This window comes from Methylobrevis pamukkalensis (assembly GCF_001720135.1).
Lineage (GTDB): Bacteria > Pseudomonadota > Alphaproteobacteria > Rhizobiales > Pleomorphomonadaceae > Methylobrevis > Methylobrevis pamukkalensis.
Genome location: NZ_MCRJ01000042.1, coordinates 14,898 through 31,339, shown reverse-complemented (window position 1 = coordinate 31,339; position 16,442 = coordinate 14,898). Strand labels below are relative to the sequence as shown.

The 16,442-nt window shown below is 70.9% G+C and carries 12 protein-coding genes, 1 pseudogene and 1 riboswitch; of the genes and pseudogenes, 11 read left to right on the top strand and 2 right to left on the bottom strand.

The annotated features are described in order from the left end of the window. From A6302_RS22855 to A6302_RS08815, 11 genes are all read left to right on the top strand, one after another. Positions 1–822 (top strand): hypothetical protein (locus A6302_RS22855; protein WP_210183296.1); only part of this gene is annotated, 822 nt, incomplete at its 5' end. A 17-nt stretch (positions 823–839) separates the two neighbouring features. After that, complete coding sequence (locus tag A6302_RS08860) at positions 840–4,025, top strand: virulence factor SrfB (RefSeq protein WP_069306732.1); 3,186 nt, start codon at positions 840–842, stop codon at positions 4,023–4,025. Positions 4,026–4,062: 37 nt separating this feature from the next. Further along, positions 4,063–6,291, top strand: coding sequence for a virulence factor SrfC family protein (locus A6302_RS08855; protein ID WP_069306731.1), 2,229 nt, complete (start codon positions 4,063–4,065; stop codon positions 6,289–6,291). 39 nt (positions 6,292–6,330) lie between these two features. Continuing rightward, positions 6,331–6,783, top strand: a complete 453-nt coding sequence (locus A6302_RS21205; RefSeq protein WP_083255639.1) for a virulence factor SrfC family protein — start codon at positions 6,331–6,333, stop codon at positions 6,781–6,783. 20 nt (positions 6,784–6,803) lie between these two features. After that, positions 6,804–7,979 (top strand): hypothetical protein, encoded by a 1,176-nt coding sequence (locus A6302_RS08845; RefSeq protein WP_069306729.1) that lies wholly within the window; start codon positions 6,804–6,806, stop codon positions 7,977–7,979. Between the two features lie 30 nt (positions 7,980–8,009). Beyond that, positions 8,010–9,143: a vWA domain-containing protein gene (locus A6302_RS08840; RefSeq protein ID WP_169833547.1), complete on the top strand. Its 1,134-nt coding sequence runs from the start codon at positions 8,010–8,012 to the stop codon at positions 9,141–9,143. Next, the gene (locus A6302_RS08835; RefSeq protein WP_141703576.1) at positions 9,143–9,931 is read left to right on the top strand and encodes a hypothetical protein; all 789 of its coding nucleotides are present in this window, start codon (positions 9,143–9,145) and stop codon (positions 9,929–9,931) included. Before A6302_RS08840 ends, A6302_RS08835 begins: the two co-directional genes overlap by 1 nt. A 3-nt stretch (positions 9,932–9,934) precedes the next feature. Continuing rightward, entirely contained in the window at positions 9,935–10,654 is a 720-nt protein-coding gene (locus A6302_RS08830) for an ABC transporter ATP-binding protein (protein ID WP_069306726.1), read from the top strand. Beyond that, on the top strand, positions 10,651–11,766 hold the full coding sequence (locus A6302_RS08825) for a hypothetical protein (protein WP_069306725.1): 1,116 nt from the start codon (positions 10,651–10,653) through the stop codon (positions 11,764–11,766). The genes A6302_RS08830 and A6302_RS08825 overlap by 4 nt, the downstream gene beginning before the upstream one ends. 60 nt (positions 11,767–11,826) lie before the next feature. Then, the gene (locus A6302_RS08820; protein ID WP_083255638.1) at positions 11,827–13,416 is read left to right on the top strand and encodes a formylglycine-generating enzyme family protein; all 1,590 of its coding nucleotides are present in this window, start codon (positions 11,827–11,829) and stop codon (positions 13,414–13,416) included. A gap of 122 nt (positions 13,417–13,538) precedes the next feature. After that, positions 13,539–13,683, top strand: a riboswitch (FMN riboswitch). A gap of 114 nt (positions 13,684–13,797) precedes the next feature. After that, entirely contained in the window at positions 13,798–14,286 is a 489-nt protein-coding gene (locus A6302_RS08815; RefSeq protein WP_069306723.1) for a 6,7-dimethyl-8-ribityllumazine synthase, read from the top strand. Positions 14,287–14,444: 158 nt separating this feature from the next. Here A6302_RS08815 and A6302_RS08810 read toward each other — a convergent pair whose 3' ends face one another. Both A6302_RS08810 and A6302_RS08805 read right to left on the bottom strand, forming a co-directional pair. Next, the gene (locus A6302_RS08810) at positions 14,445–15,227 is read right to left on the bottom strand and encodes a glucose 1-dehydrogenase (RefSeq protein ID WP_069306722.1); all 783 of its coding nucleotides are present in this window, start codon (positions 15,225–15,227) and stop codon (positions 14,445–14,447) included. A gap of 59 nt (positions 15,228–15,286) precedes the next feature. After that, positions 15,287–16,248, bottom strand: a pseudogene (locus A6302_RS08805) (sugar-binding transcriptional regulator). Positions 16,249–16,442: the final 194 nt, after the last annotated feature.

Below are 16,442 nucleotides of genomic sequence, written 5' to 3'. Positions count from 1 at the left end.
CGCGCTTCGTCCGGCCACCGGCGGCCGGGGAGCCTGCCCCCGCGCCCGCTGCGCCGCCGGTCCCGACCTCATCCGCCGCGGCCGCGTCGCGCGGGCGCGTTCCCCTGGCTTTCCGCCCTGCTCTGGCTGCTGCTCGCCCTGCTGGTGGCGCTGATCCTCGCCTTGCTGCTGCGCGCCTGTGCGCTCGCGCCGCTGCGCGGCCTGACCGGCCTCGACTTCTGCCCCGGCCGCGCGGTCGCCGCCGATGTCGGCGCGCTGGTGCGCGAAGCCGCTGATCTCGAACGGATCGCCCGCGACAAGGCGGCGGACTGCGCCTTCCGCGCGGAACCGACGGCACCTCCCGAGCCCGCCCCTGAGCCCGTTCCCGAACTCACACCAGACCCCGCTCCGCCGCCCATCGAGGACGAAATCGACCGCCGCACCGAGAAGCTGAACCGCGGTGATCTCGAGATCAGCCTCGTCTGGAACTCGGTCGCCGATCTCGACCTGCGCGTGGACTTCGACTGTCCCGGCACGGGCCCGACCTCGATCAGCTTTTCCGTCAAGGGCAAGGTCGTCTGCGGCGGAAAGCTCGACCACGACCGGAACGGCAACCCGCCTGTCGTGATCGATCCGGTCGAGCATGTGCTCTGGGCCGACGAAGCGGCGATCCCGCCGGGGCCGATGCGGATCGGGGTCATCCACTACAAGACGAACGACGACGACCGGCCGGTGCCCTTCACCGTGGAAGTGCGGCGCGGGGAAAATCGCCAGCATTTCGAGGGTGTTGCCAGCCCCGATCCGACCCGGCCGCTTCTGCCGGTCACCACCATCGACAACTGAGCGGAGAGACGGCGACGATGTTCCAGAGCGCAGATCCCGTCGAAGACCTCGTGCTGGTGCCCAACTCCGGCATCCAGTTCCTGCGCCTGTCCCTCGACCTCGACGCGGTTGCCCGCTTTGATCGGCCGTTCATCGAGCGCGCCTACGACACCGGCGCGCGGCGGGCGGACGGCACCCCGGTGCCGAGCTGGCGCCTGCTTGCGGGCTGGAATCCGGACGATCCGTCCGAGCCGCCGGACAACGAGCCGGAGGATGACGACCATGTCTATACGATCAACAAGCAGAAGGCGCTCGAACCCTTCCTCGGCAAATGGGTACCGGTGCCGTTCCTGAAGATCCGCTCCAGCGCATCGGGCATCGTCCGCGAGACCTATTTCGACGGTCCGACCAACTGGGTCCGGGTCCGCGTCGTCGAGGACCCGGACCGCGCCGGGCCGGGCAGCCCCGGCCACATCGTCGTCTTCGCCTTCGACACGACGATCGAGGACTACGTGACCAAGGAGACCTCGTCGGCGACCAGCGGCAACGGGACCTCCGCAGGCACCACCGGCAGCGGAGCGGAAGCCGGGAAGGACGGGGCGAGCGACCCGTACATCCCCTATACCGAACCCCGCGCGGACGACATCGCCAACCCGCGCCGCTTCGCCCTCGTCTCCCACATCCGCAGCCTCGACCGCTTTCTCTGCGATCCGCGCACCGAGCCGGACGGCACCGTGCGCGACTATCAGGCCTGGATCGTGGACTGGCTGCGCAAGCTGTTCATCGAGCATCTGGAGGCGACGGTGGCGCCGCGCCGGCTGAAGGAAGGCGACATCCGCCACGCCCTCGAGCATGTCGCCCGCTGGATCGCCTTCCTCGACCTGCTGAAACTGACCCTGCGCCCGCCGCGGGTGCGCTTCGTCGACACCCTGACCCGCGACGCGCGCGCCGTGCCCGTGGATGTCGACCTCATCCTCGACGTCGGCAACAGCCGGACCTGCGGCATCCTGATCGAGGACTATCCGAACCACGACGACCTCGGCCTTGCCAGCGCGATGACCCTGCGCCTGCGCGACGTCGCGGCGCCGGAGATCACCTATGCCGAGCCCTTCGACAGCCATGTGGAGTTCGCCCAGGCCTGGTTCGGCCCGCATGATCTCTCCCGCGAGTCCGGGCGCGAGAATGCCTTCTTCTGGCCGAGCCCGGTGCGTGTCGGCCCGGAGGCGACCAGGCTGCGCAGCCGGCAGCAGGGCGGCAACGACGCGCTCTGCGGCATGTCGAGCCCGAAGCGCTATCTCTGGGACGTCGCCGAGGCGAGCCAGCCCTGGCGCTTTCCGCAGGGCGACCACATCGACGGCGTGCCGCCTCCGATCGGCCTCAAGATCCGCCGCTTCGTCAACGCCAACGGCGACGTGCTCTCGCGCCTGAAACGCGAGCAGAAGCTGTTCACCGCGCTCTATCCCGGCCGCTCCCAGGCTGACATCCGCGCCGGCAGCAGCCAGTTCCCCTATTCGCGCTCGGCGATCTACACCTTCATGCTGGCCGAGATCATCTGGCAGGCCTTCATGATGATCAACAGCCCGGAGGTGCGCAGCCGGCGCAGCCAGAGCGAGGTGCCCCGGCGGCTGCGGCGCATCATCCTGACCCTGCCCACCGCGGTGCCGACCCGCGAGCAGCGGATCATGAAGATGCGCGCCGAAAGCGCCCGCGACCTGATCTGGGATCTGCTCGGCTGGACGAAGGAGCCGCCGCCCGGCACCGAGCGGCCGCTGGTGCAGGTGAGCTGGGACGAGGCCTCCTGCGTCCAGCTCGTCTGGCTCTACGGCGAGATCGCCGGCAAGTTCGGCGGCGACATCCAGGGCTTCCTCGACCTCCGCGGCCGGCCGCGCCCCCGCTTCCGGCCCGACGAGCCGCCGGCGCCCGGCGCAAGCCCCGAGTCGTCGCTGCGCGTCGCTTCGGTCGACATCGGCGGCGGCACCACCGACCTGATGGTCACCACCTACTTCCAGAAGGACAACCGCGCGATCGAGCCCGTGCAGACCTTCCGCGAAGGGGTGCGGGTGGCCGGCGACGACGTCACCCGCGCGGTGATCGAGCGGGCGCTTTTGCCGGCCTTCGAGGCGCATCTGCGCGATCTCGGCGTCGCCGAGCCGCGGATCCTGCTCCGGCGCCTGTTCGGCGGCGACCATGCCGACATCACCGTGCAGGAGATGAACGCCCGCCGGCAGTATGTGCAGCGGGTGTTCCTGCCCGCCGCCCTCGCCCTGCTCAGCGCCTTCGAGGAGATGACGCCCCACGACTATGCGACCAGCACCACTCACCGTCTCGGCGATCTCGTCCCCCGTCTCGGCGCCGTTCCGGCCCACACCCGGGTCTTCCTCGAAGGTCCGGCAGCTTCGGCCGGTGCGCCCGGTTTCCGGCTGGAGGACGTGCCGGTGACGGTCGATTTCGACCTGATGCGCCGCGCTGTGCGCGAAACCCTTGCTCATGTGGTCGAGAACATCGCCGAGGCGCTGCATCACTTCGACTGCGACATGGTCCTGCTCTCCGGCCGACCCACCAAGCTGGCGGCGATCGCCGACATGTTCGTCGACGCCCTCGCCGTTGCGCCCGACCGCATCCTGCCGATGCACCGCTACCGGCCGGGCAACTGGTATCCGTTCCGCTCGCGCGACGACACCCGCATCGACGACCCGAAGACGGCCACCGTGGTCGGCGGCATGCTGCTGGCGCTGGCCGACCGGCGCATCCGCAACTTCATGGTCTACACCGACAGGCTGCAGATGCGTTCCACCGCCCGTTTCATCGGCGAGCTCGACGGCAACAACAAGCTGACCGCCGACAAGGTGCGCTTTTCCGACAGCGCGCCGCCTGCGGGAGGCGGCGAGGACCGGGACGTGGTGCGCTACTACTCGCGCGTGATCATCGGCGCACGGCAGCTGCCGCACGAGCGCTGGATCGCCTCCCCGCTCTACCAGCTTGCCGAGGCCAAGGGCGGCAACGCCCCGCCCAAGCCGATCCGCGTCCGGCTGGAGCGCGCCGAGGTCGATCTCGCCGACGACGACGATGCCGTGCTGGAGCGCGAGAGCGCCCGCGAGGAGCTGAAGATCGTCGAGGCGCTCGATCCCAACGGCGCCAACGTCGCCGGTTCGATGTTCCTCACCCTGCGCACCATGGACGACACCGCGAGCTACTGGCTGGATTCCGGGATCCTGACGGTCTGACGGCGCACGCCGGCCCAGCCGGCCGAAAGGAGAGACGATGGACCTGACCGCGCACGACCTTGCCGCCGCCGACGCGACGCTCGCGGCGATCGACGGCGCCGTCGACTGGATGCAGCGCCCGCGCAACGCCGCGCGGCTCGGCGAGCAGGGCGCCGCCATCGAGCGCGAGGTGCGGCGCGGGCGCGTGGCGGCCCGGCGCCTGCGCGAATCGGCGGGCCGGCCGATGGCGGTGGCCGTGTTCGGCCCGAGCCAGGCCGGCAAGTCGCACCTGATCTCGGTGCTGGCGCGCAAGGGCGACACGCTGCTCGCCCGCTTCGACGGCCTGCCCGCACCGCTCGGCTACATCGACCGGATCAATCCCGACAAGGGCAAGGAGGCGACCGGTCTCGTCACCCGCTTCACCCTGCGCCCGGCGCCCTCCCCGCCCGGCTTTCCGGTGCACCTGCGCCTGCTCGGTCATGCGGACGTGATCAAGATCCTCGCCAACACCTGGTTCTTCGAGGGCAATCCGGGCCGCTACGAGACCTGGCCGGAGCGCGACGCGATCCTTGCCCATGTCGAGGCCTTCCGCGGCATCGCCGGACCGGCGGTCCGCAACGGTCTCGACATCGACGACGTCTGGGACATCGAGGACTATCTCGCCCGCAGCGTCGCCGAATCCGAACTGACCAAGCGGCTCAAGTCCGCCGGCTTCTGGCAGGCGGCGGCGACGATCGTGCCCCGGCTCGATATCGACCGCCTCGGCGCCTTCTTCGCCCCCCTGTGGGGCCGTCACGCGCCGCTGACCGACCTCTACCTCCGGCTCGTGCGCGGCCTCGAACGGCTCGGGTTCTGCCGCGACGCCTTCGTGCCGATCGAGGCGATCGACGTCACCGGCACCGGCCAGCAGTCGATCATCGACGTGGAGGCCCTGACGCGCCTGGCGATGCCCGACGCCGACCCGATGAAGATCCGCAGCGACAGCGGCATCGAGACCGAGCTGCCGCGCCCGGTGGTGACGGCGCTGGCCGCCGAACTGCGCATCGTCATCGACGAGAAGCCCTTCGACTTCTTCGACCACACCGACCTCCTCGATTTTCCCGGCTATCGCGGCCGGGGCCTGCCGGGCGACGCCGACGGCGGCGAGGACGGACCGGTCGGCCTTGCCCGCGCCTTCGCCACCCAGCCGGCGGCGACGATCCGGGACATGATGCTGCGCGGCAAGGTGGAGTACCTGTTCCAGCGCTACGCCGCCGAGCAGGAGATCTCGGCCATGCTGCTCTGCCTCAAGGAGAGCAACATGGACATCCGCCAGCTGCCCGAGGTGATCGCCCGCTGGGTCGAGGCGACCCACGGCCGGGTCGCGGCGCGCGAGGGCGTGGCGCCGCTGCTCTACGTGGTGCTGACGCGCTTCGACATGCATTTCGAGGCGAAGAGCTCGGACGAGAGCCTCGGCCTCGGCGCCCGCTTCCACGGCCGGCTCGACGCCTCGCTGCTCAAACCCTTCGGCAGCGCCGACGGCTGGCTGCGCAACTGGGCGAACGGCGCGCCCTTCCGCAACACCTTCCTGATGCGCAACCCGAACATCCGCAACATGGCGATCTTCGACTTCGACGGCCTGCGCGAGCAGCGCGTGAAGCCGGAGCAGGAAGCGTGGATCGCCCGGCTGCGCGCCGCCTTCCTCGCCACCGAGGAGGTCAACCTGCATCTGGCCGATCCCGCCCGCGCCTTCGACGAGATGATGCGCCTCAACGACGGCGGCGCCGGCTACATCGCCCGAAGCCTTGCCCCGGTCTGTCGGCCGACGCTGAAGTCGGCGCAGATCCGCGCGCGGCTGACCGCGCTGCGATCCCGGCTTGGCGACCTTCTCGGCCATTTCCACGTCTCGACCGACCTCGACGAACGGCTTGCCGAGCGCCGCAAGGTGGCGGATCGGGTGCTCGAGGATCTCTATGCCTGCGACGAACGCCACCGCCTCGGCAGCCTGATCCGCGCCTTCATGATCGACGGCGGCCGGCTGGCCGACCATCTCCACCAGGCGGAGTTCCGCCGCCCGCCGGCCGAGGCGCCCGCCGCCGAAGAACTCCGGCCGGTGATCGCCGCCGCGCCGATGGCACGGCGGCCCCGCCCCGGCGCGCGCTTCCGCCGACACGGAACTGGTCCCCGCCCCCGTCGCCGCCAGATCCTCCGCCCCGGCACGCGGCACCGGCGCCGAACCGATCGGCCGCACGCAGGCCCGCGCCGCGATCGAGGTCTGGCTCGACGGCCTGTTCGACCAGGCCCGTGACGGCGCGCTTGCGGCCGACCTCGCGTCGGCGCGGAGAACCTGCGCGAGATCGCCGCGGAACTTGCCCACGCCGCCCGCCGGGCGCGCCTCGCCGACCGGCTGGCCGCCGCCATCGAGGCCGTCACCCATGCCAACGACCGCCGCGACGTCCAGCGCGAGAAGGCCGCCCTCGTCGCCGGCCATTGCGTCAACGGCTTCGTCGCCGACTGGGACATGCGCGCCCGGCCGGTCGAGGCGCGTCCGCGGGTGGGCGACGACGGGCGGCCGGTGTTCGCCGCCCGCGTCGCCGCCTTCGATGCCTCGGGCATCGGGCCGGAGCCGGCGCCCTTTGCCGCGACACTGGCCGACGACTGGCTGTTTTCCTTCTTCCGGACGGTCGAGGACAACGCCGTCTCCGACGCCGGCCTCGACATCGATCCAGCCGAGAACGCCCGTCTCGGGGCGATCCTCGCCGTCCTGAAATCCCCCGTCGACGGCCCGTCCGCCGATTGACGCCGACCGAGGAGCCCGGAATGTCCGACGACATCGTCACGCCCGCGCGCCGGCTCGGCCCCGGCCATGCCCACGTCGCCCCCGGCATGGCCGTGCCCGCCGATGCCCGCCTGCAGATTCGCCGCACCGACGTCGGGTCGCGGGCATTCCTCGGCAGGAGTGGCTGGCAGGAGGCGCCCTTCGCCCACCCGGCGACCCGGACCGAGGACGGGCGGCTGCTGCTCGGCCCGGCCATCTGCGGCCACATCCCCGGCAACATCGAGGTGGAACTCCGCATCGAGGGGGCGGACGGCGCGCCGCTCTGGCTCTCCGGCCGGCTGTTCTGGCCGGAGGTGCCCCGCGCCGGACGGGTCCGCGACCTCGACGACCCGGTGCTCGGCGGGCTCGGCAAGGACCGGACCGAGGACAGGATCATCCGGGCTCCCGTCAAGACCGAGAACACCGGTGAGGGCAGCGAAGGTGGCGCCGGCGGTACGGACGGCAGGGAAGGACAGGAGGGTCCGGGCGGCGACCCTCGTGGACCGGATGAGCCCGATGAGCCGCCGGTCGGACCGGGACCCGGCGGGGATCAGGAGGAGGAAAAGCCGGGGCGTCGCCGGTTGCTCCTCGCCGCCGGCGGTCTCGTCCTCGCGCTGCTGCTCGCGGGCATCTCCGTTCCACTCTGGCCGGACGCATGGTGCCGGCAGACCGGCTGGTTCTGCGACATCGAGCCGGTCTCCGTCGCCACCGTCATCGAGGATCTCGGGGGCGGCAACGACACGCCCGCACCGCCCGGAGACGAGGTCGCGGCCCTGATCACCCGCGGACCGGATCACCTGCGCGGCCTCGTCGGTGACCCGGCGGTGCCCGCCGACCTGCTGTGGCGCCTCGGTCAGGCGCTGCGCGAGACCGGACGCAGCCCGGAGCTGTCCGACATCGGCTACGAGGCGATCTACGACGCGGCAACCCGCAATCAGGCCGACGCCATCGCCTGGCTTGCCAGCGCCAACGATCCGAGCCTGTCCGACGATCCCGGCGGGCTCGGCGACGATCGCAATCCCGGCGTCGCCATCGACCTCTACCGGAAGGCCGAAGCGGCCGGCGACGCCGAGGCCGCCGGCCGGATCACCAGCCTCTGCGCCTGGATGCGGCCGATGCGCTTCGGTGCGAATGCCAAGATCCGCGAAGCCTATGCCACCCACTGCCCCGCCGAGTGACCGTCTGCAGAAGGATCGGGACCGATGCCGATGACCCGTCTCATGCCCCTCGCCCGGCTGCTGGCGCTGCTGGCGGTCGTGTTCGCCCTGCCGGTCACCCGTCCGGCCCTGGCCGAGGAGCGGCAGGCCCTGCCCATTCCCGGCAAGACCAGCCTCTACCAGCGCGTGGTCACCAAGCCGGGTGCGCGGCTCCTGTCCGGCGCGGAGACCGGTGCGGAGGTGATCGACGCCGAGTTGCCGGCCTTCTCGATCTACTACGTCTTCGGCGAGGCGGGCGAGCGGATCGAGGTCGGGGTCAACAGCCGCGGCACCCCGCTCGGCTTCATCGACAAGGCCTTCACCGTTGCCTGGAAGCAGTCGATCGTTGCCGCCTTCAACAACCGCATCGAGGCCGAGCGCGCGCGCGTGCTGTTCTTCGACGCGGTCCCCAGCCTTGAAGCCGCGATCGGGGGCGACGGCTATGTCGAGCGGCTGGCCGACCTGCGCGCCGCCGCCGAGAGCGGATCCGCGCCGGCCGGGGTGGTCGCCATCGAACCCGAAGCCTACGTCGACATCGACCGCAACTTCTACCTGCTTCCGATCCTGTCGCACCAGAGTGCCTGGCTCGCCGACGGCCAGCCGGGCACCATCCTCGAGGTCGCGTCCGTCAACGCCGAGCCGCCACCGCCCGAGGCCCCGACCGACGATTTCCGCGCCGGCTTCGTCTTCGTCGTCGACACCACCATCTCGATGCAGGATTACATCGACGCCACCGCCGCGGCACTGGCGCGCGTCTCGGACACCCTGTCGTCGTCCGCGGTTGGCGACAGCATCCGCTTCGGCCTCGTCGGCTTCCGGCAGCCGGTCGAAGGCAGGCCGAACCTCGAATACGGCGTGAAGACCTTCCTGCCGCTGGCCGAGGACTCCGGCGTCGACCGCCTCGTGGAGGAGCTGCGCGGCATGAAGGCGGCGCGCGTGCCGACGCCGACCTTCGACGAGGACGCGATCGGCGGCCTTTACGAGGCGGTCGCGCGCATGGACTGGGAGCCCTTCGGCGCGCGCTACGTCGTGCTCCTCACCGACGCGGCCCGCGCCGCCCCGAGGCGGGACGGGCCAACGGCCACGGCGGCGACATCGACATCGCCGATCTCGCGGCGCTTGCCGCCCGCAAGAATGTGCGGCTGATGACGATCCACCTGAAGACGCCCGCCGGCCGCGAAAACCACGACAGCGCCGAGGCCGCCTATCGCGGCCTGTCGGCCAGTGGCGGCGGCCCCTCCTATCTGGCGATCCCCGGCGGGAAGATCGCCGATGTCCGGGCGGAACTCGACGCGCTCGCCGCCCAGCTGGCCGAGAATGTCGCGGCAACCCGCGAGCGGCGGCCGATCGAGGCCGTGGCACCCGCCGGCGGCGCCGGCGACCTCGTCCGCCGCATCGGGCTGGCGATGCAACTGGAATATGTCGGCCGACGCGAGGGCGCCGCCGCGCCGGCCTTCTACACCGGCTTCACCACCGACAAGGCGATGGAGGTGCCCGCCCGCGACGCGCTCGACATCCGCGTGATGCTGACGCGCAACCAGCTTTCCTCCCTCGCCGAGGCCCTGCGGCCGATCGTGGAGGAAGGCGAGGCGCCGCGCGCCGACAGCGACCCGCTCGCCTTCTTCCGCCGCATCCAGGAGCTTTCGGCCCGCGCCAACAACGACATGCGCCAGATCGGCGAGACCACCGAGCTCGGCAGCCTGCTCGGCGAGTATCTGGAGGACCTGCCCTATCGCAGCGAGATCCTGAACCTCACCCAGGCCGACTGGGCGCGGTTCAACCGCGCGCGCCAGCGCGACCTCATCTACCAGCTGAAATCCAAGCTCGCCCTCTACCGCGACATCCACGCGACGCCGGAAAAGTGGATCAAGCTCGATCCGCGCGCCGTGGACGGAGAGGACGTCACCACCATCCCGCTCTACCGGCTGCCGTGACCGATGGCCGAACTCGTCGCCCGCGGGCTCCAGCGCACCCTTGGCGACGGCCGCCGCCGGTTCCGGCTGCGGATTCCGGCGTTTCGCCTCGAGAGCGGTGACCGGCTGGCGATCGTCGGCGAGACCGGCTCGGGCAAGACCACGGCAATGGACGTGCTGGCGCTTGCCTGCCGGCCGGACGCCGCAACGGACTTCAGCCTTTCGGCCGGCAACACTCTTGTCGACCTTCTCGCCCCGCACGGCGCGCGCACGCTTGCCCGTCTGCGCGCCCGCCATTTCGGCTACGTGCTGCAGACCAGCCCGCTGTTTCCCTTCCTCGACCTCGGCGAGAATGCCGAACTCGGCCAGCGGCTTGCCGGACGGCGCGACCCGGACGCCATCCGCCGCCTGCTTGCCGCCCTGCGCATCGACCTGCCGCTGCGCACCCGCATCGCCGATCTCTCGGTCGGCCAGCGCCAGCGGCTCGCCGTCGTGCGCGCCCTTGCCCATCGCCCCGACTTCCTGCTCTGCGACGAACCGACGGGCGCGCTCGACCCCCGCACCGCCGGCCGGCTGCTGGACACGCTGATCGCCGAGGCCGGCGACACCGGCGCCGCGATCCTGATGATCACCCACGACGAGGCGCTCGCGGCAAGCCGCGGCTTCACCACCCTCGAAATGGTCCGCGACCACGGCCGCGCGGACGCCAGCACCCTGCGGCCCGCACCGGGGGCCGTCGCATGATCGGCCCGTCTCTCGGCCTGCGCCATCTCGTCCGCCGCGCCGGCGGCACGGTCATCGCCATGGCCGCCATCGCCGCCTGCCTGACGCCGCTGCTGGTGCTGTGGGGGTTGAAGACCGGCTATGTCGACAGCCTGCTCGACGTGCTGCGGCGGGATCCGACGCGGCTGGAAATCCGCCTTGGCGGCGACCGGACGCTGCGCGACACCGACGTCGCCGCCATCCGCGCCATTGCCGGCATCGGCTACGTGGAGCCGACCACCCGCGGCCTGTCGGTGCGCGCCTTCGTCGGCACGGCCGACGGTCGCGGCGCCGAGGAGGTCTCGCTGCTGCCCTCCACCCCCGGCGATCCGCTGCTGGACACCCTTCCCCCGCCCCGCGATGGCGAGGCGGCGCTCTCGGCCGGGGCTGCCCGCGCGGCACGGGTCGGCGCCGGCGACGCGATGCTGCTGCGTAGCTCACGCGGGGCCGGCGAGACCTTTGCGGTGACGCTGAGAGTGATCGCCGTCCTGCCGCCGGAACGGCTGACCGGGCGGCGGCTGCTGGTGGCCCCGGGCCTCATCCGCGAGCTGGAGAGTTTCGTCGACGGCTATGCCCTCCCCGGCCGCGGCATCGCTGGCCGCCCGCCGGGCGACGCCGTGACCGCCTGGTCCAATGCCCGGATCTATGCCGCCCGGATCGAGGAGGTCGCCGCCGTGACGGCCGCGCTGGAAGCCCTTGGCCATCACCCGGAAGCCGATGACGCCGATGTCGGCTTCGCGCTGTCGCTCGACCGGGCGGCCCGCCTGCTGGTGGCCGTCGCCGGCGCGGCGCTGGGCGCCGGTGCGCTGATGTCGCTGTGGAGCACGCTCGGCCTCAACCTGCTGCCGCAGCGCCGTCACCTCGCCCTGCTGCGGCTGATGGCGCGACGGGGGGCGACATCGGCGCCTATGTCGCCACCCATGCCCTCGGCGCCGGTCTCGGCGGGCTGCTGCTGGCGCTCGCCGGCTTCGTCGGCCTTGCCACCGGCCTCGACGCGCTGCTGCCGGGCGCGGCCCCGGATGGCGGCGCCGTCTGCCGGCTCACCCTCGGCCAGCTCGCCGCCGCGTCGGCCGCCGCCCTGCTCGCGGTGCTGATGGTTGCCGCCGCCTTTGCCGCCTCGATCCTGTCCCGCTCGTCCACCGGAGATCTTCGCGATGACGCCTGAACGGGTCCTTTGCCTCGCCGCAGCGCTCCTCTCCTGCAGTCTCGTCATTCCCGCGGTCCCGGCCGTAGCCGCGGACTGGCCGAAACAGGTGTTCAACCCGAAGCCTGCCCCCGACGACGTGATGCTGCCGCTGCCCTGCGGCGGGTCGCTGGCCTTGCGCCGCGTCGTCACCGACGCCCTGCGCGATCCGGGCGGTGCCGCGCGGCTCACCGACAAGCAGATCAGCCTCGGCCGGACCACCGACGGCGTGCGCGGCTATATCGAGAACCGCCGCGACGAGCATATCGCCGGCCCGATCGTCTCCACCGCCGGCGATCGCTTCTACTACATCGGCAAATACGAGATTTCCGTCGCCCAGTACCGGGCGGTGATGGCGGCAACGCCCGCCGATTGCCCGGCCCGCCTCACCCCGGACGACGCGCTGCCGCAGCGGGGGGTGAGCTGGTATGACGCCATCGACTTCACCCGCCGTCTCAACGGCTGGATCTATGCAGATGCCACCAACGGCCTTGCCTCGCTGGTGGCGCTCGACGTCATCGACGGCTATGTCCGCCTGCCGAGCGAGACCGAATGGGAATTCGCCGCCCGCGGCGGCCTTGCCGTGTCCGACGCTGCGCGCGCCGATCCGCGCTATCCGATGGCGGACGGGATCGACGCCCACGCCTGGTACAACGGCCCGCGGTCGGCCCAGGGCGCGCCCCGCCCGATCGGCCTGCGCGCCGCCAACCCCCTGATGCTGCACGACGTCTACGGCAACGTCGCCGAACTGGTGCTGGACCCCTTCCGCATGACCCGCGCCGACCGGCTGCACGGCCAGATCGGCGGCACCATCGCCCGCGGCGGCTCCTATCTCGATCCCGCCGAGGCGATCGGCTCGGCGACCCGCGACGAATATCCCTTCTTCTCGCGCGCCGGCGAAGGGGAACTTCGGGCCGGCAACGTCGGCTTCCGGATCGTCATCGGCACCGCCGCGATCGGCGCCGACGCCGACATCGACGGGCTGGAAACGGCGGCCCGCAGCCTCCAGCGCGAGGGCGGCGATCCGCAGGCCCCGGACCCGACCGCCGCCCTCGCGCTTCTGGAAAAGGACACCGAGAACCGCGATCTCAAGGCCAGCATCGGCCGGCTCAAGGCCGATCTCGACGCCGAGTTCGCCCGCCGCAACGAACTGGAACGCGCCGCCCTGCGCTCGGATCTCGTGGCGGCAGCGCTGATGGCGTTCGAGATGCAGCTGCGCGCCGATCTCGCCCGCTTCCAGCGCGACACCCTCGCCGATCCCACCCTCGATCCCGCCTTCAAGGCCGACTACCGCACCCATCTCGATCGCAACATCCAGCTGTTCGACACCTTCGCGCCCTCCTACACCGACCTCGTCATGGCGATGTCCCGCCGGCCGGAGGCGGCGGTGCGCGACGAGGCGGTGGCGGCCGCGCGCGAACTCTCCGCCCGCGGCCACGACGACCTCCTCGCCCTGGTCGACCTCGCGGCCCGGCAGGCGATCGACTATCGCAAGGGAACCCTGACCGAGACCGTCCGCATCCTCGACGGCGTCGTCGGCACGGACCGCGACTGGCGCTGACGATCCGGCGCGCCCGTCGGCATTCCCCTGCATGCCGCAACGCCGCCATGCCGGGGAAACATTGATTCTCCGGAGGACATAAGGTAGGCAAAACATCGGGTGTCGCCTTGTGGTGGCGCCCGAAACGTTCTCAGGGCGGGGTGCAACTCCCCACCGGCGGTGATGCGGATCCTGTCCGCGAGCCCGCGAGCGCGGCATCTGCCGGGGTCAGCAGATCCGGTGCGATCCCGGAGCCGACGGTCACAGTCCGGATGAAAGAGAACAGCGGGTCGCACGGATCGCGGGCGGCGCGGGAAGCTCCTTGGCGGGCGGACCCGGCCTGTCCCGTCGTCAGCCTGCTTTCAAAGCCCTGATTCTGGCCAGCCGTCACGGAGACGACCCATGAATCAGCCGATGACTTCCCCGACGTCCACCACCCTCCCCGCCGGCCGCATTGCCTTCATCCAGGCCTGCTGGCACCGCGACATCGTCGACCAGGCCCGCGACTCCTTCGTCGCGACCATGGACAGCCTCGGCACGCCCCGCGCGCTGATCGATCTCGTCGAGGTGCCCGGTGTGTTCGAGATCCCGCTCCGCGCGCAGCTCCTCGCCAAGACCGGCCGCTATGCCGCGATCGTCGCCAGCGGCCTGATCGTCGACGGTGGCATCTACCGCCACGAGTTCGTCTCGACCGCCGTGATCGACGGCCTGATGCGCGTCCAGCTCGACACCGGCGTGCCGGTGCTGAGCGCGGTGCTGACCCCGATCCGCTTCCACGAGCACGAGGAACACCGCGTCTTCTTTCGCGACCATTTTGTCATCAAGGGCCGAGAGGCCGCGCAGGCCTGCACGGCCGTCATGGCGTCGATGCGCGAACTGGCGACGAGCTGAAGGAGAACCGACGGCGTCCTGCAGCGCGTCGGAACGGGCAACAACCTTCTCCCCACCGGGGAGAAGGTGGCGCGAAGCGCCGGATGAGCCGGATGAGGGGGAGCCTCACGGCAAGACCTCCCCCTTCTTCGCCCGTTGCGGCGCCGCTCAAGTCCCCATCACGACATGATCAGCCCGCCATCGACATTCACCGTCTGGCCGGTGATATAGGCCGCATCCTCGCTGGCGAGGAATGTGACGAGGCCGGCGACGTCCTCGCCGCTGCCGGCGCGGGCCATCGGGATGCCCTTCACCCATTCGGCCATCAGCTCGCCCGGCTTGTAGTCGCCGAGCAGCTTGCCCCAGACCGTGTCGTTGTAGGCCCACATCTCGGTCTCGATGATGCCCGGGCAGAAGGCGTTGACGGTGATGCCTTCCTTCGCGACTTCCTTGGCAAGGCTCTGGGTGATGCCGACGACGCCGAATTTCGAGGCGGCATAATGCGGCGTGTAGATGAAGCCCTGCCGCGCCTGGCCCGAGGCGGTGTTGATCAGCCGGCCGCCCTTGCCATGCTTGCGCATCCGCCGGATCGCCTCCTGGCAGCAGAGGAAGACGCCCTTGGTGTTGACGTCCATGACCTTGTCCCACTCGGCCTCGGTCATGTCCTCGATCTTCGCGATGGTGATGACGCCGGCATTCTGGACCGACACGTCGACGGTGCCGAACGCCCGTTCGGCCGCGTCGTAGAGCGCGCTGACATCGGAGGCGAGCGTGACATTGGCCTCCACGCCGATGGCCTTCGCGCCCGTGTCGGCGATCGCCTTGGCCGTGTCGTGGACGCTGGCGGCGATGTCGCTCAGCACGAGGCGGGCGCCCTCGCGGGCGAATCGCCGGGCGATGGCGGCGCCGATGCCGCGGCTGGCGCCGGTGATGACGACGGTCTTGCCTTCGAAACGTGACATGCTGTCCTCCGGGATCGGGGCCTTCGCGGCCCGCTGCTGGAACTGAAAGGGCCGGGGTATCAGGCGGCCGGCTCGCCGGTCAGGCGCTCGGCGGTGAAGCGGTCGACGACCAGCACGTTGATGAAGCCGCCGAGCAGCGCGCCGTGCATGGCCGCGCCTTGCGCTCGCCGCCGGCGACGGCGACCACCCGCGGCACGGCGGCCAGCTCCGGCAGGCTCATGCCCATCACCCGCTCGTCGAGCGGCCCGCCGACATGGCGCCCCTCGGCATCGAGGAAGCGCAGGCAGACGTCGCCGATCGCGCCGCGGCGGGCGAGATCCTGCAGTTCCTCGTTGGTGAAGGAGTTGCCGGAATTGGCCAGCATCACCGAGGGCTGCAGCGCGCCGATGCCGACCAGCGCCATGGTCACCCGCCGGAACTGGTCGGTGGTGGCGCGCACGTAGGAATCGCCGAGCATCACCAGCCGGGCGGCCGACGATCCGGCCACGCCCTGTGCCGGCAGCAGCATCGGCTCGGCGCCGGTCAGCTGGGCAAGCCGGGTGGTGAGCTGGGTCGCGTGGCTCTGCACCGACGGATTGCCGATGCCGCCGAGAATCTGCACCACCCGCTCGGCCTTGACCCGCTTCAGCGGGTGGATGTTGTCGACCATCCGCAGCAGCGAGGCGCTCCACGACGAGATGCCGATCACCTCGCCGTCCGCCATCGTCGTCTCGAAGTAGTGGGCGGCGGCGGCGCCGATCGCCGAGAGGATCGCGTCCTCGCGGTCCTCGAAACAGTCGGCGACGATCGCTTCCTCCAGCCCGTAGCGCTGGCGCAGCGCGGCCTCGGTCTTCGGGAAGGTGTCGCGCGGCGCGGTGATCGCGATGCGGACGATCCCCTCTTCCTGGGCGCGCGCCAGCAGGCGCGAGATGCTCGCCTGCGAGATGTGCAACAGCCGGGAAATCTCGGCCTGCTTCAGGCCGTCGCCGTAATAGAGCTGTGCGATGCGGGCGATCAGGCGCAATTCGTGCGTGCGGCTCATGGGCGGTCACCAATGCTGTCGGCAAGTGCGCCGGACCCCGCCAGAGCAACGACTTGGCGGTCAACTTGCATAATTATTCCAATTTGAATGCAACTTGAAGCCCGCATCGCATCGCTACCGATCATCGTCCCCAGCCCTGATTTCGCTGCATTGCCGCATGAAAACAACGCATATGCAGCATGCATTATTCGGGA